The 21,317-nt window shown below is 72.9% G+C and carries 14 protein-coding genes; 4 read left to right on the forward strand and 10 right to left on the reverse strand.

What is annotated here, in order from left to right; translation table 11 throughout:
* Window positions 1-21: 21 nt before the first annotated feature.
* The 8 genes from IEY93_RS31715 to IEY93_RS31750 all read right to left on the reverse strand — a co-directional run bounded on the left by IEY93_RS31715 (window position 22) and on the right by IEY93_RS31750 (window position 9,858).
* Complete coding sequence (locus IEY93_RS31715) at window positions 22-1,698, reverse strand: NADH-ubiquinone oxidoreductase-F iron-sulfur binding region domain-containing protein (RefSeq protein WP_189166843.1); 1,677 nt, start codon at window positions 1,696-1,698, stop codon at window positions 22-24.
* 147 nt (window positions 1,699-1,845) lie between these two features.
* Window positions 1,846-2,781, reverse strand: coding sequence for a ribose-phosphate diphosphokinase (locus IEY93_RS31720; RefSeq protein ID WP_189166844.1), 936 nt, complete (start codon window positions 2,779-2,781; stop codon window positions 1,846-1,848).
* A gap of 6 nt (window positions 2,782-2,787) precedes the next feature.
* Window positions 2,788-4,134, reverse strand: coding sequence for a phosphoribosyltransferase family protein (locus IEY93_RS31725; protein ID WP_189166845.1), 1,347 nt, complete (start codon window positions 4,132-4,134; stop codon window positions 2,788-2,790).
* 245 nt (window positions 4,135-4,379) lie between these two features.
* On the reverse strand, window positions 4,380-4,982 hold the full coding sequence (locus IEY93_RS31730; protein WP_189166846.1) for a CHRD domain-containing protein: 603 nt from the start codon (window positions 4,980-4,982) through the stop codon (window positions 4,380-4,382).
* Between the two features lie 186 nt (window positions 4,983-5,168).
* Window positions 5,169-6,173 (reverse strand): galactofuranose ABC transporter, permease protein YjfF, encoded by a 1,005-nt coding sequence (gene yjfF / locus IEY93_RS31735; protein WP_189166847.1) that lies wholly within the window; start codon window positions 6,171-6,173, stop codon window positions 5,169-5,171.
* The gene (locus IEY93_RS31740; RefSeq protein ID WP_189166848.1) at window positions 6,170-7,225 is read right to left on the reverse strand and encodes an ABC transporter permease; all 1,056 of its coding nucleotides are present in this window, start codon (window positions 7,223-7,225) and stop codon (window positions 6,170-6,172) included. Before IEY93_RS31740 ends, yjfF begins: the two co-directional genes overlap by 4 nt.
* Entirely contained in the window at window positions 7,222-8,745 is a 1,524-nt protein-coding gene (locus IEY93_RS31745; protein ID WP_189166849.1) for a sugar ABC transporter ATP-binding protein, read from the reverse strand. Before IEY93_RS31745 ends, IEY93_RS31740 begins: the two co-directional genes overlap by 4 nt.
* Before the next feature lie 246 nt (window positions 8,746-8,991).
* The gene (locus IEY93_RS31750; protein ID WP_229691648.1) at window positions 8,992-9,858 is read right to left on the reverse strand and encodes an ABC transporter substrate-binding protein; all 867 of its coding nucleotides are present in this window, start codon (window positions 9,856-9,858) and stop codon (window positions 8,992-8,994) included.
* A 1,076-nt stretch (window positions 9,859-10,934) separates the two neighbouring features.
* Here IEY93_RS31750 and IEY93_RS31760 point away from each other — a divergent pair.
* Genes IEY93_RS31760 through IEY93_RS31775 form a run of 4 tightly spaced genes read left to right on the forward strand, consistent with a single transcriptional unit; the run spans window position 10,935 to window position 15,705 of the window.
* A complete protein-coding gene (locus IEY93_RS31760; RefSeq protein WP_189166850.1) occupies window positions 10,935-11,024 on the forward strand; it encodes a potassium-transporting ATPase subunit F in 90 nt (29 codons plus the stop codon).
* A complete protein-coding gene (gene kdpA / locus IEY93_RS31765) occupies window positions 11,024-12,685 on the forward strand; it encodes a potassium-transporting ATPase subunit KdpA (RefSeq protein WP_189166851.1) in 1,662 nt (553 codons plus the stop codon). Before IEY93_RS31760 ends, kdpA begins: the two co-directional genes overlap by 1 nt.
* Window positions 12,685-14,847 (forward strand): potassium-transporting ATPase subunit KdpB, encoded by a 2,163-nt coding sequence (kdpB, locus tag IEY93_RS31770; RefSeq protein WP_189166852.1) that lies wholly within the window; start codon window positions 12,685-12,687, stop codon window positions 14,845-14,847. Before kdpA ends, kdpB begins: the two co-directional genes overlap by 1 nt.
* Window positions 14,848-15,705, forward strand: coding sequence for a potassium-transporting ATPase subunit C (locus IEY93_RS31775; RefSeq protein WP_189166853.1), 858 nt, complete (start codon window positions 14,848-14,850; stop codon window positions 15,703-15,705).
* Between the two features lie 187 nt (window positions 15,706-15,892).
* Here the strand turns inward: IEY93_RS31775 and IEY93_RS31780 are convergent, their stop codons facing one another.
* Together IEY93_RS31780 and IEY93_RS31785 are read right to left on the reverse strand one after the other, a co-directional pair.
* Window positions 15,893-20,287 carry a caspase, EACC1-associated type gene (locus IEY93_RS31780; protein WP_189166854.1) on the reverse strand — a complete coding sequence of 1,465 codons (4,395 nt, stop codon included), beginning with the start codon at window positions 20,285-20,287 and terminating at the stop codon, window positions 15,893-15,895.
* Entirely contained in the window at window positions 20,284-20,808 is a 525-nt protein-coding gene (locus IEY93_RS31785) for an effector-associated constant component EACC1 (RefSeq protein WP_189166855.1), read from the reverse strand. Before IEY93_RS31785 ends, IEY93_RS31780 begins: the two co-directional genes overlap by 4 nt.
* Window positions 20,809-21,317 lie beyond the last annotated feature (509 nt).

Raw genomic sequence — 21,317 nt, forward strand, 5'->3', positions numbered from 1 at the left:
GCACGATCCCGCCGCCCGGCCTCACCGGGCCCACCCCGGGAGGGCGTCGCCGTACGCGCGGGCCAGGCTGCGGACGGCGGGCGGCACCCGGCGGCCGAACGCGCACAGGCTCGCCTCCTCCATCACCCGCAGCAGCCGGGCGTACGGCTCGCCCGCCTCGCCCCGGGACACCAGGGAAAGGCCGCGCCGGGACCCCACCCGGCACGGCGAGCAGGCGCCGCAGCTCTCGGCGGCGGCGAACTCCCACACGTGCCGCAGCACGTCCACGGGCGCGACCCGGTGGTCGAAGGCGACCAGGCCCGCGTGGCCGAGGGCGGCGCCGCGCGCGGCCAGCGCCGCCTCGGTGAGCGGCACGTCCAGCTCGCCCGGGCCGAGGAAGCCGCCGAGCGGCCCGCCGACCTGCAGGACGGCCAAGGCGGCGCCGTCGCGCAGCCGGCCGCCGAGCTCGTCGACGATGCGGGACACCGGGGTGCCGAGCTCGACCTCGTAGCAGCCGGGCCGGGCGAACAGCTCCGACAGGCAGACCAGCTTGGTGCCGGTCTCACCGGGCGTGCCCCGGCGGGCGTACGCCGCACCGCCGCGCCACACGATCCACGGCACGGCGGCCAGCGTCTCGACGTTGTTCACGACCGTGGGGGCGTCCCAGAGCCCGTGCTCTGTGGGGTACGGCGGGCGCGGATGCGCGCATCCCCGCGCTCCTTCCAGGCCGGAGATGAGCGCGGTCTCCTCGCCCGCGATGTAGGAGCCGGCGCCCGCCACGATGTGGACCTCCAGGTCGGTCCCGCTGCCGTGGACGTCCCGTCCCAGGTGCCCGTCGGCGTACGCCAGGCTCGCCGCCTCCCGCATGCGGGCCAGCGCCCGCGGGTACTCCGAGCGCACCAGGACGACGCCGGTGCTCGCGTGGCAGGCGAAGCAGGCCAGCGCCAGCCCTTCGAGCACCCGTCCGGGGTCGCGTTCCATCAGCAGCCGGTCGGCGTAGGACCCCGGGTCGCCCTCGTCGCCGTTGGCCACCACGACGGTGCCGGGCGCGCCGCCCGCGGCGGCCCACTTCGCCGCCACCGGGAAGCCGGCCCCGCCCCGGCCGCGCAGGCCCGCGGCGGCCACCTCCGCGCGCACCCGCTCGGGTGCGCCGGTGCGCACCGTGCGGGACCAGACCTGCCAGGCGGCCTCACCGGCGACGATGCCGGCGAGTACGACGGGGTCACCGGTGGTGTCGGCGGCCGGGATGGCGGGGTCGCGGGAGGGCGCGCGACCACGCAACCGGCCGGCGAGGTCGGGGCCGGCGAGGGGGGTGTCGCCGTCGAGGCAGGCGGGGCCCGCGTAGCAGTATCCGAGGCAGCGCACGGTCTGCAGCGACACCTCCGGCCCGGGGTGGGCGTCGTCGGCGGTGACCCCGAGCACCTCCTCGACCTGCGCGAGGTGCCGGCCGCCGTCGGCGGCGAAGCAGGCGGCGGCGGTGCAGACGCGCACGTGGCGCGCGGCGTGCGGGACCGCGAGGTCGGCGTAGTACCCGGCCGGGCCGAGCCCGGCCGCGGCGGGCAGCCCGAACCCCCGGGCGACCTCTGGCGCCCACGCGGCGAGCTCCCGTGGCCCGGCCGAGGCGGCGGCCGCGGCGAGCGCGTCCAGCAGCCGGACGCCCGGACGGCCGCGCCGGTCCGCCAGCGCCCGGAACGCGTCAAAGCGCCCATCCGGCCCCATAGCCCAATCATGCGCAGCGCACCGCTGCCCCATACGCCGGGTAACAGCGGCTTGACGCACTTTTGGCAGCGCACTGCCATTGCCGGCGAGGGCCGCGAACAGGACGTCTGTCCTGCCGACTCGTTCCAGTCGGATGCCCTGGAGGGCTCAGGTGCGGAACAGGAGGTCGTCGAGGGACTCGTCGCGGTGCAGGCGGCCGATGGCGTCGGCCAGCAGTGGCGCCGACGGGCAGACCCTGATCGGCAGAGTCGTCGGGGCGTCCTGCGGCAGGCTGTCGGTGACCAGCAGGGCCGCGATGCGCGGCCCGCCGAGCCGCTCGGCGGCGGGCGGCACGAACAGGCCGTGCGTGGCCGCCACCAGGACGGGCGGGATCGCCCCGTTCTCGAGCAGGACGTGCACCGCGGCCTCGATCGTCCCGCCGGTGCTGATCATGTCGTCCACCACGACCGCCTGGCGTCCCCTGACGTCGCCGACCAGCTCTTCGGCGCTGACCCGGGTGCCGCTCAGCCGCGTCTTGCGGACCACCGCGACCGGCCGGGACAGCAGCGCGGCGTACCGCTCGGCGAGCTTCACCGCGCCGAGGTCGGGCGCCACCACCACCGCGTCGTCCACCGTCCGCTCGCCCAGGGCGGCGGCGAGGACGGGCACGGCGGTGAGCATCTCGACCGGCATGGCGCACACGGCCTCCAGCGCGGCGGTGTGCGGGTCCACCACGATCAGCCGCCGCGCCCCGGCGGAGGCGAGCGCGTCGGCGACGACCCGGATGCCGATGGCCTCCCCGGCGCGGCCCCTGCGGTCCTGCCGGGCGTACCCGAAATAGGGCACCACGGCGGTCAGGCGGGCCGCGCCGCCGCGCCGGCAGGCGTCCAGGAGCAGCAGCAGCTCCATCACGTGCTCGTTGACCGGCGGCCCCGTCGGCTGGACGAGGTAGACGTCGGCGCCGCGCACGCCGTGGACGACCGGACGCAGCTCGCCGTCGGGGAACCGCTCCACCGAGGTGACGGCCGGTTCGGTGTACAGCCCGGCGGCGACGGCACGGCCGAGCGCCGGGCCGGCCGTGCCCACCGCGATGCGCAGCGTCATCGGCGGTCAGTGCGCGGGACGAGGCGGCGCGGCGGCGACCAGCGGCCGGAAGTGGCCGGCGAACCAGTCGCGGGCGAGGTCGGCGACGGCCTCCAGCGTTCCCGGCTCGGCGAACAGGTGGGTGGCTCCCGGGACGATGCGCAGCTCGTTGTCGCAGTGCAGCCGCTCCTGGGCCGCGCGGTTGAGGTCGAGCACCACCTCGTCGCGCCCGCCCACGATCAGCAGGGTCGGCGCCCGCACCAGGCCGAGCCTGGCCCCCGCGAGGTCAGGCCGGCCACCGCGCGAGACGATGGCGGCGATGTCATGGTCCGGCTCGGCCGCGGCCCACAGGGCGGCGGCGGCCCCGGTGCTGGCCCCGAAGTAGCCGATCGGCAGCCCGGCGGCCTGCGGCACCTCGCGCAGCCAGGCCGTCACCTGCAGCAGCCTGCGGGCGAGCAGCTCGATGTCGAACACCTTGCGCCGGTCCAGCTCCTCCTGCCAGGTGAGCAGGTCGAACAGCAGGGTCCCGAGCCCGGCCCGGTTGAGGTGCCCGGCCACGTACCGGTTGCGCGGGCTGTGCCGGCCGCTGCCGCTCCCGTGGACGAACACCACGATCCCCGCGGCCTCGTCGGGGACGGTGAGGTGGCCGGGCAGCCGAACGCCGCCCGCCTCGACCTCCACCTCGCCGAGCGGGATGCCCGGCGGGGAGGCCGCCGGCTCCGTGCGGCGGCCGTGCGCGAGCGCCGCGGCCCTGCGCAGCAGCTCGATCACCTCGTCGTCGCCGGTCTGGGTGAAGTCGGCGTACCAGGAGCCGATCGCGTGGAAGGAGGCCGGAGTACGCAGGCACACCACCTCGTCGGCCACGTCCGACATCGCCGCGACCGTGCTCGGCGCGCCCACCGGCACCGCGAGCACGACGCGCCTGGCGCCCTGCGCGCGGGCCACCTGGCAGGCGGCGCGGGCGGTCCCCCCGGTGGCGATCCCGTCGTCGACCACGATCACGGTGCGCCTGGCGAGATCCACCGGGGGACGGTCACCGCGGTAGCGGCGCACGCGCCGCAGCAGCTCACGTTGCTCGCGTACCTCGACCGCGGCCATCTCCTCCTGCGACAGGCCGGCCATGCGCACGATGTCCTGGTTGAGGACGCGCACGCCGCCCTCGCCGATCGCGCCGAATCCCAGCTCGGGCTGGAACGGCACGCCGAGCTTGCGGATGAGGACCACGTCCAGCGGGGCTCGCAGGGCCCGGGCCACCTCGAAGGCCACCGGCACGCCTCCGCGGGGCAGCCCCACGACCACGACGTCCCCGGCGCCGGTGAACTCCCGCAGCCGTTCGGCCAGTTGCGCTCCCGCGTCCTGACGATCTGCGAACATCTTCCCGCACCTCCCCTCGGCGGGCGCCGGACGGCGCGGCGGCGGCCGTCCGGTCATGGGAACCCGACGGCCGCCGCCTCGATCCCGTGCCGTCGTCCGGTGATGCCCTCACCACCAGACTCCGCCACCGGCGGCACGCGCGGTAGGGCAGAAGGTCCCGGCCGGGCCCGCCGGTGACGGGCGGGCGCACCCCCCGGGCGGCCGCCGGTTCCGGCCGGACGGGACCTTCTCCCCCGCGGCGGTGGCTACCAGCGGCCGCCCTTGTGCAGCTGACCGCGGACCGCGCCGTCGGGGAACTGGGAGCTGTGGAAGTTGCTGTACCAGTTCTTCGGGTTGTTCTTGATGCCCTTCAGCACGCTGAGGTCGTCGACCACGACCGTGCCGGAGAGGGTGTTGCCGCGCCGCTTGCCCTTGGACAGGTCGATGACGACCGGGCCGTTGACACCCGCCTTGCCACGGTGGATGTGGAACGCGGTGGGCTTGCCGGTCCGCTTCCACTGCACGATGTAGGACAGGCGGTTGCCCTGGATGCGGAACTTGGCCACGGCCAGGCCGTCGCGGTCGTTGACCTTCTTGCCGGGCTCGCGCACCTCGTTGCGGCCGAGGAGCACGGCGGCGAAGTAGTAGCTCTTGCCGTGGACGATGTGCTGGGAGGAGGTCGGGTGGGAGGTCGTGGTGTGGGAGCTGTGCCCGCTGTGCCCGCCGTGGGCGGCGGTGGCCGCGCCGGCCGGCAGGGTGAGCGCGCCGAGGGCCAGCGCCGCGGTCGCCGTGCCCACCGCCACCCGGCTCATCGTCTTGCTCCAGGAGAGGTTCGCCTTGCCGGTCTTGTTGGTCTGCTCGACGTTCATCGGATTTGAGTCCTTAGTGCTTGCTCGGTTCGGACATCCGAAAAACTAGGCCCGCGGAGATCACGGCAATACGTACAAATCCACACAGGGCGCGAGTGTGGGCCACGCCACACAGAACCGGCATGGGAACGGCGGCCCGCGTCCTGGACCAGGACGCGGGCCGCCGTCGCCGCGGGGCGCGCCGGGTCAGGTCGAACGCGCACCCGTCCTGCGCGCCGAGATCAGGCGCTGGAGCAGGATGAACACGAAGAGCAGTGCCCCGATGAAGATCTTGGTCCACCAGGAGCTTAGCGTGCCCTCGAAGCTGATGATCGTCTGGATCAGTCCGAGCACGAGCACGCCGAGCACGGTGCCGAGCAGGTAGCCGCTGCCACCGGTCAGCAGCGTGCCGCCGATGACCACGGCGGCGATGGCGTCCAGCTCCATGCCGACCGCGTGCAGGCCGTACCCGGAGAGCATGTAGAACGACAGCAGCAGCCCGCCGAGCGCCGAGCAGAACCCGCTGATCGTGTAGACCGCGATCTTCGTGCGGGCCACCGGCAGGCCCATGAGCAGCGCCGACTGCTCGCTCCCGCCGATCGCGTACACATTGCGGCCGAGCCGCGTGTAGTGCAGCACGTAGGCCGCGACCACGACGACCACCAGACCTGCCACCACGCTCGGCGTGATCCACAGCTCCCCGCCCAGCGGGATCGTGGCCTGGGCGAACGCGGTGAACGACGGGTCGGTGATCGGGATGGAGTCGGTGGCGATCGTGTAGCACAGCCCCCGGGCGAGGAACATGCCGGCCAGCGTGACGATGAACGGCTGGATCTCGAAGTAGTGGACGATCGCGCCCATGCCGAGGCCGAGCACCGCGCCGACGACCAGCACCAGCCCGATCACCGCGACGACCGGCCATCCGTCGCGCAACAGGACGGCCGCCAGCATCGTGGAGAGCGCGACGACCGAGCCGACCGACAGGTCGATGCCGCCGGTGAGGATCACGAAGGTCATGCCGACGGCGACCACCAGCAGGAAGGCGTTGTCGACGAAGACGTTGAGGATGACCTGCCCGGTGCCGAACGCCTCGTAGCGCACGCTGCCCGCGGCGAACATCGCCACGAACAGGCCCGCGGTCACCAGCACGGGCACGTACTTGCGGGGGATGGTCTGGCCGCCGATCCGCAGGCGGCCGGTGAGGGTGGTCATGCGGAGACGCTCGCCTTCTTCTCTTCTGGCACCGGTCGCGCCGACGCGGAGGGCCGCCGTCGCCTGCCGTGCAGCACCTTCGCGCGGAAGGCGGGAGACTGCAGCAGGCAGACGATGGTCACCACGAGCGCCTTGAACAGCAGCGTCGTCTCCGGCGGCACGCCGATCGAGTAGATGGTCGTGGTCAGGGTCTGGATGACCAGGGCGCCGAGCACGGTGCCGCCGAGCGAGAACCGCCCGCCCGCGAGGGAGGTGCCGCCGATGACGACGGCGAGGATGGCGTCCAGCTCGATCCACAGCCCCGCGTTGTTGCCGTCCGCGCTGGAGACGTTCGAGCTGATCATCAGTCCGGCGATGCCCGCGCACAGGCCGCAGAAGGCGTACACCGTGAGCAGCACGCCGCGGGCGCTGATGCCCGCCAGGCGGCTGGCCTTGGCGTTGCCGCCGACCGACTCGATCAGCAGGCCGAGGGCCAGGCGCCGGGTGAGGAAGGCGGCGAGCGCCAGCACGGCGGCCACGATGATGATCCCGAACGGCAGCGTCAGCCAGTAGCCGCCGCCGATCAGCTTGTACGGCGAGCTGTTGATCGTGATGATCTGGCCGTCCGTGATGAGCTGGGCGAGGCCGCGCCCGGCGACCATGAGGATCAGCGTCGCGATGATCGGCTGGATGCCGGCGGCCGTGACCAGCACGCCGTTCCACAGGCCGAGCACCAGCGACAGCGCCAGGGCCAGGCCGATCGCGCCGAGCACCCCGCCGACCGAGTTCTGGTCGCCGAGCAGGCTGATGCGCAGGCAGGCCAGCGCGCCGGCGATCGCGACCACCGACCCGACCGACAGGTCGATGCCGCCGGTGGCGATCACCAGGGTCATGCCGAGCGCCACCAGGATCAGCGGCGCGCCGAACCGCACGATGTCGATCAGGCTCCCGTACAGGTGCCCGTCCTTCATCTGCACGTTGAGGAAGCCATTGGTGAAGACCACGTTGACCAGCAGCAACGCGGCCAGGACGGCCGACGGCCAAAACAGGCGGTGTCCCAGCAGGCGGCTCACGACCGGCCTCCGCTCGCGATCGTCTCGGTCAGTGCGTCGGTGGTGAGCTGCTCGTCGTTGTCCAGCTCGGCGACCATCCGGCGGTCGCGCAGTACGGCGATCTTGTGGCTGAGCCGCAGGACCTCCTCCAGCTCCGCCGAGATGAACAGCACGGCCGTGCCGCCGTCGGACAGTTCCACGACCAGGCGCTGGATCTCCGCCTTGGCGCCCACGTCGATGCCCCGGGTGGGCTCGTCCAGGATGAGCAGCCGGGGCTGGAGGATGAGCCAGCGGGCCAGCAGGACCTTCTGCTGGTTGCCGCCGCTGAGGTTGGCGATCGGCCGGTCGGGGTCGGCCGGGCGGATGTCGAGCGCCTTGATGTACCGCTCGACCAGCTCGTCCTGCTTGCGCCGGGCGATCGGGCGGGTCCACCCGCGCGCGGCCTGCAGGGCCAGGATGAGGTTCTCGCGGACGGTGAGCTCGGGGATGATGCCCTCGGCCCGCCGGTCCTCCGAGCAGTAGGCCAGCTTGTGCCGCACCGCCGCGCGGGGAGTGCGCAGCCGGACCGGTACGCCACCGACGCGCAGCGTGCCGCTGCCGGCATGGTCGGCGCCGAACAGCAGCCGGGCGACCTCGGTGCGGCCCGAGCCGAGCAGCCCGGCCAGGCCGAGCACCTCGCCCTCGCGCACGGTCAGCGAGAACGGCTCGATCGCCCCGGGCCGGCCGAGCCCGTCGGCCTCGACCAGCGGGGCGGCGGCGTCGGCCTGCTCGGCGGCGGCGCGGCGGTCCTCCAGGCTCTCCAGGGCGGCGAGCTCGCGGCCGATCATCTTGCCGACCAGCTCGACCTGCGGAAGGTCACGGGTGAGGTACTCGCCGACCAGCGTGCCGTTGCGCAGCACGGTCATCCGGTCGGAGATCTCGTAGATCTGGTCGAGGAAGTGCGACACGAACAGGATCGCGATGCCCTGTTCCTTCAGCCGCCGCATCACGCCGAAGAGCCGTTCCACCTCGCCGGCGTCCAGGCTGGAGGTCGGCTCGTCCAGGATCAGCACCTTGGCGTCCACTTGGACGGCGCGGGCGATGGCCACCATCTGCTGGACCGCCAGGGAGTAGGCGGACAGCGAGGCGGAGACGTCGAGGTCCAGGTCCAGCGAGGCGAGGATCCGCTCGGCCTCGCGGCGCATCACCCGCCACTGGAGCCGGCCGAACCGGCGCGGCTCGCGGCCGATGAAGATGTTCTCCGCGACCGACAGGTTCGCGCAGAGGTTGACCTCCTGGTAGACGGTGCTGATGCCCGCCTGCTGGGCGGCGAGGGGGCCGGAGAAGGCGACCGGACGGCCCTCCAGCTCGATCGCGCCCGCGTCGATGTCGTAGACGCCGGTCAGGACCTTGATCAGTGTCGACTTGCCGGCGCCGTTCTCTCCCATCAGCGCGTGCACCTCGCCGGGGAACAACCGGAAGTCCACGCCGTCGAGCGCCTTGACACCGGGGAACTGCTTGTCGATCCCGCGCATCTGCAGGATCGGTACGGGTTCGGTCATGGGCACCCCCTCTCATCCTCCTGGCCGGATGGTCCGTCGTCCAGGCCGCCCGGCCGCCGGGCCGCGCGTGCGGCCCGCTCCTCGCCTGCCGCCGGGCGGCGGTCTCACGGGATCCCCGCCGGTCACGGCCGCCGACGCCCCGCCGCGGCCCGGCCACCGGCCGGAACCACCCGCGGGGACGGGGGGAACCGGGCCGGTGACCGGGCCGCGGCGCTGGGCCTCACTCCGTGACCGGCGGGGCGCCGGTCAGTACTTCCGCTCGGGCAGGGCCTGCTTGGCCTGCTCCTGGGTGAAGGTGGTCTCCTCGGTGACCACGCGGGGCTCCACCTGCTCGCCCGCGAGGACCTTCTTGCTCAGGTCCATGAGTTGCGGGCCGAGCAGCGGGCTGCACTCGACGATGTAGTTGATCTTCCCGTCGGCGAGGGCCTGCATGCCGTCCTTCACCGCGTCAATCGTGACGATCTTGATGTCCTTGCCGGGCACCTTGCCGGCGCCCTCGATCGCCTCGATCGCGCCGAGTCCCATGTCGTCGTTGTGCGCGAACAGCACGTCGATCTTGGGGGTGGACTTCAGGAAGGCCTCCATGACCTCCTTGCCCTTGGCGCGGGTGAAGTCACCGGTCTGCGAAGCGGCGATCTTGAACTTCGGATCGGCGCCGATGACCTCCTGGAAGCCGGCCTTACGGTCGTTCGCGGGCGCCGAGCCGGTGGTGCCCTGCAGCTCGACGATGTTGACCGGGTCCTTGCTGTCCTTGTACTCGTCGACCAGCCACTGGCCCGCCTTGCGGCCCTCTTCCACGAAGTCGGAGCCGAGGAAGGTCTTGTAGAGGCTCTTGTCCGGCGAGTCCACGGCGCGGTCGGTCAGGATGACCGGGATCTTGGCCCGCTGGGCCTCCTTCAGCACGGTGTCCCAGCCCGACTCGACCACCGGCGAGAAGGCGATGATGTCGACCTTCTGCTGGATGTAGGACCGGATGGCCTTGATCTGGTTCTCCTGCTTCTGCTGCGCGTCGGAGAACTTCAGCTCGATGCCGGCCTGGGCCGCGGACTCCTGGATCGACTTGGTGTTGGCGGTACGCCAGCCACTTTCCGCGCCGACCTGCGCGAAACCCATAACGATCTTGTCGTTACCGCCGCCCGCACCCGCGGACGAGCCGGTCGCGGCTCCATCGGTCCCGCCGCCACCACTGCAACCGGACATGGCCAGCCCCGCCACACCGACCAAGATCAGAGAAGAGAGCTTTCGTAGCACTATCTTGTCCTTTCTAGCTGTTAGCGTTAACACTCCTACCGAACACCTATGAACGCCTGATTCAGCCGGGCGGGCCTTTGTGAGTGTTCCTCGCGGACGGCTTGCCATGACTGTGAGCGTTAACACCGACCAGCGTCAAGCGGGTCGACGTTACGGTCCGGTCACATCGAAACACCCCGTTAACCCGCCCGCCACGGGACTCCGGGGGGCTTGCGGGCATCACCGCAGGAAGAAGCGGGAATCCCGCCGGCAGAGGCGAGTCGCCCTCCCTTCGGCGGCCCGCTCGCCGGTTTTTGGGCCTTGACCGGACGCGCCATCGCACGGAAACTAGGCGACGACCTTCGGGAAACACGTGGGCGACCGCATTCGCACGAACTGACGGATTTGTTATCGTTAACAGCGACCATTCGTCGTCCGTGCCCGAAGGTAGGGGCCGTCGGCGTGTCATCCCACTCCGGCCCCGGTGGACGCGCCCCGCCGCCTGAACGGGTCTCGGTCCACGATTTCCACAGACTCGTACACAGGTTCGAAAGCGATCTCCGACGCGGCTCGCGTCCCCTCCTCCCCCGTGCCGACCTGCCCGCACTCCCCGCCCTCCCCTTCGCCCGGGCGGTCCGGCAGGCGCGCCGTCATCCACAGGGGCCAGGGTTATCCACAGGTTCGTACACAGGTTCGAAAGCGCCGCCGCGCGCGACCGCCGCGCCCGGGGGCGTAGCAGGGGCGTCAAGATTCCCCCGAGCCACGTACGGAAGCCGTCAAGAGCGGCGATAAGTGACGATCCTCGCGTTTTGCTAGTTGTGCGGCCGTCCGTCCGGGGCGGCCGCACGCATGCCGAAATCGAATCCGAGGAGTCTGAGGATGGCCGACGTCATCTTCGTCGCCCTGACGGTCGCGATCTTCGCGATCTTGGGGCTCGTCGTCAGGGCGGTGGAGCGCCTGTGAGCGCCGTCAACGCCGCCGGCCTGGCCGTCTCCGCCGTACTGGTGGTCTTCATGGTCGCGGCCCTGCTCTTCCCGGAGCGCTTCTGATGTCACCTGCCCTCGCGGGCGTCCTGTTCATCGGATCGCTCGTCGTCGCCCTGGCGCTCACGCACCGGCCGCTGGGCGACCACATGTACCGCGTCTACAGCGGCACCCGGCACCTGGCCGTCGAGAAGGTGGCCTACCGGCTGATCGGGGTGCGCCCGGAGACCGAGCAGCCCTGGCCGGTGTACGCCCGCGCCGTCCTGGCGTTCTCCGCCGTGTCCATCCTGGTCCTGTACGCCTTCCAGCGCCTGCAGGACCGGCTCTTCCTCAGCCTCGGCCTCCCCGCCGTGCCCGGCCACCTCGCCTGGAACACCGCGGTCAGCTTCGTGACCAACACCAACTGGCAGGCGTACTCGGGCGAGTCCACGATGGGCCATCTGGTGCAGATGGCCGGCCTGGCCGTGCAGAACTTCGTCTCGGCCGCGGTCGGCATGGCCGTGGCGGTCGCACTGGTGCGCGGGTTCGCGCGCAGGCGCACCGGCGACCTCGGCAACTTCTGGGTCGACCTGGTGCGCGGCATCGTGCGCATCCTGCTGCCCCTCGCTTTCCTGGGCGCACTCGTGCTGCTGGCCGGCGGCCTGGTCCAGAACCTCTCCGGTGGCCACGAGGTCGCCGCCATCGCGGGCGGCACCCAGCAGATCACCGGCGGACCGGTGGCGAGCCAGGAGATCATCAAGGAGCTCGGCACCAACGGCGGCGGCTTCTACAACGTCAACTCCGCCCACCCGTTCGAGAACGCCACCACCTGGACGAACTGGGTCGAGGTGTTCGCCCTCCTCGTGCTGCCGTTCGCGCTGCCCCGCACGTTCGGCCGCATGGTCGGCGACCGGCGGCAGGGCTACGCGATCGCCGCCGTCATGGCCGTCCTGGCGATCACCAGCGTCGCCGTGCTCACCGGCCTGGAGGTGGCCCACAACGGCACCGTCCCGCAGGCCGTGGGCGCCGCGATGGAGGGCAAGGAGGTGCGGTTCGGCGTGCCCGACTCCGGCGCCTTCGCCGCCGCGACGACCCTGACCTCGACCGGCGCGGTCAACTCCTTCCACGACTCCTTCACCGCGCTCGGCGGCGGGATGACCATGGTGAACATGATGCTGGGCGAGGTCGCGCCCGGCGGCGTGGGGTCGGGCCTGTACGGCATGCTCGTGCTCGCGGTGATCACCGTCTTCGTCGCCGGCCTGATGGTCGGCCGCACCCCCGAGTACCTGGGCAAGAAGATCGGCCCCCGGGAGATCAAGCTCGCGTCGCTGTACTTCCTCACCACTCCGGTGCTCGTGCTGGCCGGCACGGCCCTGGCCATGGGCTCCGCCGAGCAGCGAGCCAGCATGCTCAACCCCGGCGCGCACGGCCTGTCGGAAGTGCTCTACGCCTTCACCAGCGCCGCGGCGAACAACGGGTCGGCGTTCGCCGGCCTCACCGCGAACACCCCCTGGTACGACACCGTCCTCGGGCTGTGCATGGCCTTCGGCCGCTTCCTGCCCATCGTCTTCGTCCTGGCGCTGGCCGGCTCGCTGGCCCGGCAGTCCCCCGTCCCGGCCTCCGCCGGAACGCTGCCCACCCACCGGCCATTGTTCGTCGGCATGGTGACCGGCGTGACCGTCGTCCTGGTCGCGCTCACCTTCCTCCCCGCTCTCGCGCTCGGACCGCTCGCAGAAGGAATCCACTGATGATCCCCGGGATCCACGCGCCGGGCCGTGCCCCCGCACCGCCCGCGCGCACCCCCACCCCACGGGACGGGAAGGTCGGCGGCGGACTGCTCGACCCCGCGCAGCTGCTCACCTCGCTGCCGGACGCGCTGCGCAAGCTGAACCCCGCGACGCTGTGGCGCAACCCCGTCATGTTCATCGTCGAGATCGGCGCGGCGTTCACCACCGTCCTCGCCGTCACCCGGCCGTCGTTCTTCGCCTGGGCGATCACCGCCTGGCTGTGGCTCACGGTGGTCTTCGCCAACCTGGCCGAGGCGGTCGCCGAGGGCCGCGGCAAGGCGCAGGCCGCCACGCTGCGCGCCGCCAAGCGCGACACCACGGCCCGGCGGCTGCGCGACTGGCGGCCCGGCCGGGAGCCTGCCGCGTTCGACACCATCGGCGCCACCGAGCTGGCCCAGGGCGACATCGTGGTGGTGGCCGCCGGTGAGATCATCCCTGGGGACGGCGACGTGGTCGAGGGCATCGCCAGCGTGGACGAGTCGGCCATCACCGGCGAGTCCGCCCCGGTGATCCGCGAGTCCGGCGGCGACCGCTCGGCGGTCACCGGCGGCACCAAGGTGCTGTCCGACCGCGTCATCGTCAAGATCACTCAAAGGCCTGGCGAGAGCTTCATCGACCGCATGATCGCCCTGGTGGAGGGCGCGAACCGGCAGAAGACCCCGAACGAGATCGCGCTCAACATCCTGCTGGCCGCGCTGACGATCATCTTCCTGGTCGCCACCGTCACCATGCAGCCGCTGGCCATCTACGCCAAGTCCGTCAACCCCGGCGTCCCGGACTCCCTGGCGCTGACCGGCGACGGCGTCAGCGGCATCGTGCTGGTGTCGCTGCTGGTCTGCCTCATCCCGACCACGATCGGCGCGCTGCTGTCGGCCATCGGCATCGCGGGCATGGACCGCCTCGTCCAGCGCAACGTGCTGGCGGTGAGCGGCCGGGCCGTGGAGGCGGCCGGGGACGTCGGCACGCTGCTGCTGGACAAGACCGGCACCATCACCCTGGGCAACCGGCAGGCGTCCGACTTCGTGCCGGTGGCCGGGGTGAGCACGGGGGAGCTGGCCGAGGCGGCGCAGCTCGCCAGCCTCGCCGACGAGACCCCCGAGGGCCGCTCGATCGTGGTGTACGCCAAGCAGGCGTACGGCCTGCGCGAACGCGCGCCGGGTGAGCTGGCGCACGCCGAATGGATCCCCTTCACCGCGCAGACCCGTATGTCGGGGGTCGACGTGGACGGCCGCCAGGTCCGCAAGGGCGCCGCCACCTCGGTCATGAAGTGGGTGCGCGACCACGGCGGCCACCCGACGGCCGACGTCGGCGCCCTGGTGGACGGCATCTCGGCCTCCGGCGGCACCCCGCTGGTGGTGGGCGAGATCACCGGGGGCACCGCCCGCGTGCTCGGCGTCGTCCACCTCAAGGACGTCGTCAAGGAGGGCATGCGGGAGCGGTTCGAGCACATGCGCCGCATGGGCATCCGCACCGTGATGATCACCGGGGACAACCCGCTGACCGCGCGGGCCATCGCCGACGAGGCCGGAGTGGACGACTTCCTGGCCGAGGCGACGCCGGAGGACAAGCTCGCGCTGATCAGGAAGGAGCAGGAGGGCGGCCGGCTGGTCGCGATGACCGGAGACGGCACCAACGACGCCCCCGCGCTCGCCCAGGCCGACGTCGGGGTGGCGATGAACACCGGCACCTCGGCCGCCAAGGAGGCCGGGAACATGGTGGACCTGGACTCCAACCCGACCAAGCTCATCGAGATCGTCGAGATCGGCAAGCAGCTCCTGATCACGCGCGGCGCGCTGACCACGTTCTCCATCGCCAACGACATCGCCAAGTACTTCGCGATCATCCCGGCGATGTTCGCGGCGGTCTACCCCGGCCTGGACACGCTGAACGTCATGCGGCTGCACAGCCCGCAGTCGGCCATCCTGTCCGCGGTCGTCTTCAACGCGGTCGTCATCGTCGCGCTGATCCCGCTGGCCCTGCGCGGCGTGCGCTACCGGCCCTCCAGCGCCGACAAGCTGCTGTCCCGCAACCTCTACCTGTACGGCCTCGGCGGGATCGTCGTCCCGTTCGCCGGCATCAAGCTCATCGACCTGATCGTCCAGTTCCTTCCGGGGATGTCATAGATGGAACGCCTGCCAAGCTGGATCCGCCGCCACCTCGCCGCGCTGCGCGCGCTGCTGGTGCTCACCCTGGTCACCGGCGCGGTCTACCCGCTGCTCGTGACCGGGGTGGCCCAGGCCGTGTTCCACGACTCCGCCAACGGCTCGATCGTGCGCCAGAACGGCAAGGACGTGGGCAGCGCCCTGATCGGCCAGAAGTTCACCGGCCCCGACGGCGCCCCGCTGAGGAAGTACTTCCAGAGCCGCCCGTCGGCGGCCGGCGACGGCTACGACCCCACCGCCACCGCCGCGAGCAACCTCGGCCCCGAGGACATCGTGGACACCCTTCCGGCACCCGGCGCCGAGGGCGGGCGACGGAGCCTGCTCACCCAGGTCTGCGCCCGCAGCCGGGCCGCGGGCGAGCTGGAAGGGGTCAGCGGCACCCGGCCGTTCTGCACCCCCGACGGCGTGGGCGCTGTGCTGAAGGTCTTTCCTGCCGCAGGCACACCCACCCGGGTGGTCAGCGTCAACCAGGCGTGCCCGGCGGCCCCGTTCGCCGCCGAGTACCAGGGCGTCCGGGTGGAGTGCGCCCGGCCCGGTGAGGACTACGCGGCGGGCCGGACGGTGCCGGTGCGCGGGACCGCCAGGGCCGTGGTGCCCGCCGACGCGGTCACCGCGAGCGGCTCCGGGCTCGACCCGCACATCTCGCCGGCCTACGCCGCGCTACAGGCCCCGCGGGTGGCCAAGGCGCGCGGCCTGGACCTGGGCACGGTCACGAAGCTGATCGCGCAGCACACCATCGGGCGCGCCCTGGGCTTCATGGGCGACCCGGCGGTGAACGTCCTACGACTCAACCTGGCCCTGGACCACCTCCACGGCTGAGCCTCCCCGTGCGGCCCGGTTCCGGGGGCCCGCACCCCGTTCCGATCCCGGCCGGGCTCCGGAGCACCATCTCGGAGTCCGGCCCCGGAGCAAAGGCGGCGCCGGCCGCCGTTCACGACCGGGGACTCGTGCTCCGCGGGCACACACCCCGGCCCGCCGCCACGACCGCGCGCCGGACGCCGCCCGGTCACCGAGGAGCGGGCGATGGGCCGCAGGGCGGGCGGTAGGGCTCCCCGGGGAGGTACTGCGCCCACTCCGCCTCGGTCACCGCCGCCGCCCCCGCCGACGCGCACAACCGGGCGGCCAGACGCTCGGGCGCGGTGTCGTACAGGACGACCTTCCGATCCCGTGAGGCGGTGGCCAGCAGCCCGCCTGGACCGAAGGCCACGCCGGCGACGTCGTCCGCATGGGCGTCGAAGGTCGCCAGTAAGTGCGGCACCGCCGGGTCGGCGACGTCCCAGACGCGGGTCACGTCGTGCCCTGCGGCCGCCAGAAGCGTGCCATCCGGGCTGAACGCGACTTCGGCGATCCAGTCCTGGCGGTCGTGCAGGACGGCGAGCAGCCGGGGAGCCCACGGCCGGGACAGATCCCACAGTGCGAGCCGACGCTCGTCGTCGACCCGTTCCAGCGCGTTGGCGCCGGCGACCGCAAGGATGTGCCCGCCCGGGCGGAACGCCAGCGTCGAGGCTTCATCGTTGTTCGCGTGAAACGTCGCCAGCCGTTCCGGACGGCGGGGGTCGGACACCCGGTAGACCTGGACGTCCCCCCGCTGGTCACCGACCGCCAGCAGCGTGCCGTCGTCGCTGAAGGCGACCGCCTTGACGAAAGTGCGGGTGTCGGCGGGCAGGCGGGCCAGCAGGGCCGGCTCCTCGTGCTCCACCGGGGTGGCGACGTCCCACAGGGCGGGAGTCCCGCCACTGGTGGCCAGGACGCGGCCGTCCGGGCTGACGGCGGTCCGCCACACCTTCTTCCCCGGATCCGGGGTGAACTCGGTGACCCAGTGAGCGTCGCCATCTGGTGTGATCGTGGACACCACCACGTAGGCGTCGCTGCCCGCGGTGAACAGGCGGCGGCCGTCCGGCGAGAAGACGACGCTGTTCACCCAGTCGTCATGGGCGAGAAGCGTCCGCCGGGACACCGGACGCCGGCGGTCGGCGACCGACCAGATCCGGGCGGTGCCGTCCATCGCGGCCACCGCGAGCGTCCGGCCGTCCGGGCTGAACGCGACGTCCCGCAAGGTGTCCTCGGCGGTGGTGAAGGACGCGACGCCGCCGGGCCGGGCGAGGCCGGCGGCGTCCCAGAGCCGCACAGAGCCGTCCTTGGAAGCGGTGTAGACCTTCGAGCCGTCCCGCAAGAACCCGACGTCGTTCACGCCGCCGGTGTGCTCGGTGAGGACGCGGACCAGGCGCGCCTTGGCGGGGTCATGGACGTCCCACACCCGGACGGTCGTGTCGTTGGCGGCCGACAGCAGCAGGCTGCCGTCCGGCGAGAAGACCAGCCCGTACACGAAGTTGGTGTGGCCGATGAGCGTCGTGACCAGGCGCGGGCGGGTGGGCGTGGAGATGTCCCAGAGCCGGACGGAGTCGACTCCGTCCAGGTAATCATCGATGTTGCCGTCGCCGGTCGCAAGCCATCGCCCGTCGGGGCTGAACGCCAGCCCGTATATGGTGCCGGCGCCGTAGTCGATCGTGGCCGTCCTGCGCGGCCGGTCCGGCCGGGAGACGTCCCACAGTTGGGCCTCCCCCGCCACCGTGGTGGCGACCATCGTGCCGCCCGGGCTGAAGACCAGGTTCTCGACCGAGCCCGGCCTGATTCGTGCCTTGGCGGACAGCCGCCGCGGGTGGGCGGGATCGGCCACGTCCCACAACACGAGCGCCCGGTCCTCACCGGCCTGCCTGGAGACGGTCGCCAGGCGCCGGCGGTCGGGGCTCAGCGCCACCGCGTGGTAGGTCAGGCGCTTCTCGGTCCGGCCGAACGCGGCCGACAGGTCGGCCTCGACCACGGGCCGGTCGGGATCCGACACGTCCCACAGCAGCGCACCGCCCTTGCGGGTCACCGTGAGCAGACGACCACCATCGCCCACGAACTCGGCGAGCCTGATCACATCGTCTCCCCAGTTCAGTGCGCCGCGGACGGCGCCGCGTGCCACGTCCCACAGCAGCGCTCTGCGCCTGGCCGCCACGGCCATGAGCCCGCCGTCCGGGCGGAATCCGACGGCCTGGACCGACGCGCCGAGGGTGACCGCCGTCGGCGCGTCCTGGAGGGCGAACAGCGCGGCACGCGCCTCCGGCGTCGGGGCGACGCGGTAGGCGAGGACCGCGAGCTGTCCGGCCAGGTTCGGCCGGGCGGCGGCCAGGTTCACGGCCGTCTGCCCGAGGCGCTGGGAGCGGGCGGTGTCCCGCTCGGTCACCGCGATCCGGTTCGCCCGCTCGGCGGCGTCGGCCTGCCGGAGCGCGGCCACGGCCGTGGACGCGACCAGGACGAGCGCGACGCTGAGCGCGGCCACCAGGCGCCACACGCGGCGTCTGGCCCGCCGCTCCACCGCCTCTCCCGCCGCCAGGAAGGCGGTGATCAGGGGCGGCACGTCGTCGCGGGACCTCGCGAGCGCCACCGCCTCGGTGAGGATGTCGCCCCGGTACACCTTGGCGTCCCCGGCGGCCCGCCAGGCGGCCGCGTCGGCCTCCAGCCGGCCGCGCCGCCGGATCCAGTCCCGGTTCGCCGCGATCACGTCGCTGAGCAGCGGCCAGCTCGTGGTCAGCGAGTCATGGACGATCGAGACGTGTCGCTCGGTGTCCACGGTCAGCAGCCGGGCGCCGGTGAGCACCTCGAGCACCCTGCCCGCCGCCCGACCGTCCTCCCCGTCCAGTAATCGCACCAGTGGGACGGTCCGGCACAGGACGGTCCCCTCATCTGGGCTGACCAGCAGGGCGAGCAGCATCCGCCGCGCCACCCGCCGCTCCGGATCGGTCAGCCGCCGGTCGGCCTCCTCGGCCGCCTGCCACAGCGCACCGGCGATGCCGCCGGTCTCGCGGTAGGCGGCGACGGTCAGCACCCGGCCGCTCTTGCGCAGCCAGGTGGCGGTCAGCGCGTACGACAGTTGCGGCAGCGCGGGCGCCCGCCCGGCCCGCAGCGGTTCCAGGAGGAGCTCGACCAGCCCGTCCTGCAGGTCCAGCCCGGCCGCCCTGGCCGGCCCGCGGATCGCCTCGCGCAGCTCCGGCTCGCCCATCGGCCGCAGGAAGTACGGCCCGTCGTTGAGCAGGTCCGCCAGCGGCGGGTGGGCCACGCAGTGCTCGGTGAACTCCGGGCGGACGGCGAGGACGGTGCGCACCGGGCCCGGGTCCGGTGGCAGTACGGCGCGGATGAACGCCTCCCGCTCGGCCTCGGGCGCGGAGAACACCGCCTCGAACTGGTCGACGACCAGCAGGGCCCGGCCCTGGTCGCCGAGGGCCGGCCGCAGCAGCCCGTGCAGCGCGGTGGCCGGATCGGCCTCCAGCGCCGCGGCGGCCTCCTCGGGAGCGCGGCCCGCGGCCCTGGCGAGCGCGCCGGCCAGGGCCGCCAGCGGGGCACCGCCCGGCTCGACGACCACCTCGATCGCCGCTCGGCCGTCGATGCCCCGCCGCCGCACCTCGGGGATCAGCCCGGCGCGCAGCAGCGACGACTTGCCGAACCCCGACGGGCCGATCAGCAGGAACGGGCCTCCGCTCTCCTGGATCCGGTCGGCCAGGGCCGCCACGTCGGCGTCCCGGCCGTGGAAGTACCGGGCCAGCTCCGTCCCGTACGGCGCCAGGCCGGGGTAGGGGCAGGCGGCGTCGGCGGCCTCGTCCCGCTCTGTCCCCTCCCGCTCCGCGACCAGCGGCACCTCGGGTGCGCGGTGGGCGGCGTTGTGCGCCACGAGGAGGTTCTGGACCCGGTCACCGGACCTGCGGTGCGGCCGCACCTCCAGCGTGCGCGCGAGGTCACGGTAGAGGTCGTCCAGCGTCAGCGCGTACGGCCCGGTGGGGACGCCGTCCCGCAGCAGCTCGATGAGCCGTCCGGTGAACGTCGTGTGCCGCGCCCCGGCGGGTGCGAGCGCGAACTCGTCGCGCCCGGCCGAGGCCAGCAGGTAGTGCGCCTCGTTCGCCAGCTCGGCGCTCCCGGAGAAGCAGCAGTCCAGGACCACCACCGCCGCGCCCACCGCGCTCTCAAGCGACCTGGACACCATCGCGAAGTCCAGCCAGCGCATCTCCATGTGCTCGGTCCGCTGGTCGGAAGCGGCGGTGCCCAGGTAGAACGCGCTTCCGCGTCTGCTCGTGGCCCGGTTTCCGTGGCCGGCGAAGTAGAGGAGGAAGACATCGCGGCTCCGCTCGACCCCCGCCACGATGGCGGCGTGCAGTTCGTACGGGCCTGCCGGGTTCAGCAGCACGGTGATCGACTCCGGTGCCACGCCGCACCGGGAGATCAGCGTGTCGCGCAGATCCTCGACCGTGGTCTCCACGGCCGGCACATCGGGCAGGTACCGCTGGTCGGCCGCCGGATATCGGCTGACGCCCACCAGCAGCACCTGGACCCCGGGACCGGTGAGGTCGGTGGGCCGTGCGTTCATCGGCCTTGCGCGCCAGGGCCGGACCGGGCCCGTGAGGCCCGCCCGCCACCGCCGGTGCCGCCGCCGGTACGGGGAGCTCTGCCGGCACCGCCCGGTGCGTCCTTGGAGCCCGGCAGGGCGGGCGGCTCGCCCGGGTCCGCCACCGCTGGGGCACCCTCGCCGTTCAGGATGGCGGCCGCCCGGTCCATGTACCGGGCGATGAGCTCGCCGTCCAGGCCGTCGAGGTCGGTCCCCGAGACCTTCAGCGTTCCGCCGTCGGGCCGGGTCACCTCCACCGTCACGTTCGGGTGGGGCCGGCGGCGCACCCAGGTGACCAGCACCGCCACGAGACCGGTCACCGCGCCCGCCGGGCCGAGCGCCACCAGGAGCACGTCCACCACCGGCCCGAGGACGCCCTCCGGCGGCGGCGCGGGAACGGCCGTCACCCGGCCGCGCAGGTCGCGCTCACCGTCCAGCCAACCGCGCAGATCGTCCAGGTCGAGGGCCGGCTCATCCGAGACGACCGTGATCGAAACCTCCACGCAGGCCCCACCTCTCAGTCCCGCCGCCCCGCTCCCTTGGGCGGCCGCCCTTTCGTCCCGCCGGCACCTGATCGGGACGCCCTGGTTCTTCGACGTCCGGCGCGCCCTGCCCGTTGTCACCGGCACCGCCCGCCTGAGCCGGTCCTTCCCAGGCGAGCCGAGGTGGGCGAGGCTGCGGGGGCACTGGAGAGGGGCGGACGGCGCGGATCGCGGCCTCGGGGCCGGGGAATCGATGGGACGCACGGGGCGGCGGGTCAGGTCGCCGCCCCGTGCGTCCGGCCCCGGCGCCGCGCGGCAGGGCCGTGCGCCGTGCGCCAGGGGTGTGGGGAAGGGCTTGGCGTCCTCCACGTTCGCGGGTGCCCGCTGGGCGTCCCACGGTCAGGGAACGGAGGACGCTTTGTTAGCGCTAACAATTGCGTCTGGCAAACCACCTCGCGTATCAGGATTTCCCGTCCGCGCGGGCACCGGAGGCGCCGCGCCGGCCCGGCTTCGCGGGAAGGGCTCGACCG

Origin of the sequence: Sphaerisporangium melleum (genome assembly GCF_014646695.1) — a bacterium.
Taxonomy (GTDB): Bacteria; Actinomycetota; Actinomycetes; order Streptosporangiales; family Streptosporangiaceae; genus Sphaerisporangium; species Sphaerisporangium melleum.

What these genes read in the sequence shown, in the direction of transcription:
- IEY93_RS31745 (WP_189166849.1), bottom strand. Translation starts at nt 8,745, where the DNA reads ATGACCGAACCCGTACCGATCCTGCAGATGCGCGGGATCGACAAGCAG.
- yjfF (WP_189166847.1), bottom strand. Translation starts at nt 6,173, where the DNA reads ATGACCACCCTCACCGGCCGCCTGCGGATCGGCGGCCAGACCATCCCC.
- IEY93_RS31750 (WP_229691648.1), bottom strand. Translation starts at nt 9,858, where the DNA reads ATGGGTTTCGCGCAGGTCGGCGCGGAAAGTGGCTGGCGTACCGCCAAC.
- kdpB (WP_189166852.1), top strand. Translation starts at nt 12,685, where the DNA reads ATGATCCCCGGGATCCACGCGCCGGGCCGTGCCCCCGCACCGCCCGCG.
- IEY93_RS31775 (WP_189166853.1), top strand. Translation starts at nt 14,848, where the DNA reads ATGGAACGCCTGCCAAGCTGGATCCGCCGCCACCTCGCCGCGCTGCGC.
- IEY93_RS31715 (WP_189166843.1), bottom strand. Translation starts at nt 1,698, where the DNA reads ATGGGGCCGGATGGGCGCTTTGACGCGTTCCGGGCGCTGGCGGACCGG.
- kdpA (WP_189166851.1), top strand. Translation starts at nt 11,024, where the DNA reads ATGTCACCTGCCCTCGCGGGCGTCCTGTTCATCGGATCGCTCGTCGTC.
- IEY93_RS31725 (WP_189166845.1), bottom strand. Translation starts at nt 4,134, where the DNA reads ATGTTCGCAGATCGTCAGGACGCGGGAGCGCAACTGGCCGAACGGCTG.
- IEY93_RS31720 (WP_189166844.1), bottom strand. Translation starts at nt 2,781, where the DNA reads ATGACGCTGCGCATCGCGGTGGGCACGGCCGGCCCGGCGCTCGGCCGT.
- IEY93_RS31780 (WP_189166854.1), bottom strand. Translation starts at nt 20,287, where the DNA reads ATGAACGCACGGCCCACCGACCTCACCGGTCCCGGGGTCCAGGTGCTG.
- IEY93_RS31730 (WP_189166846.1), bottom strand. Translation starts at nt 4,982, where the DNA reads ATGAACGTCGAGCAGACCAACAAGACCGGCAAGGCGAACCTCTCCTGG.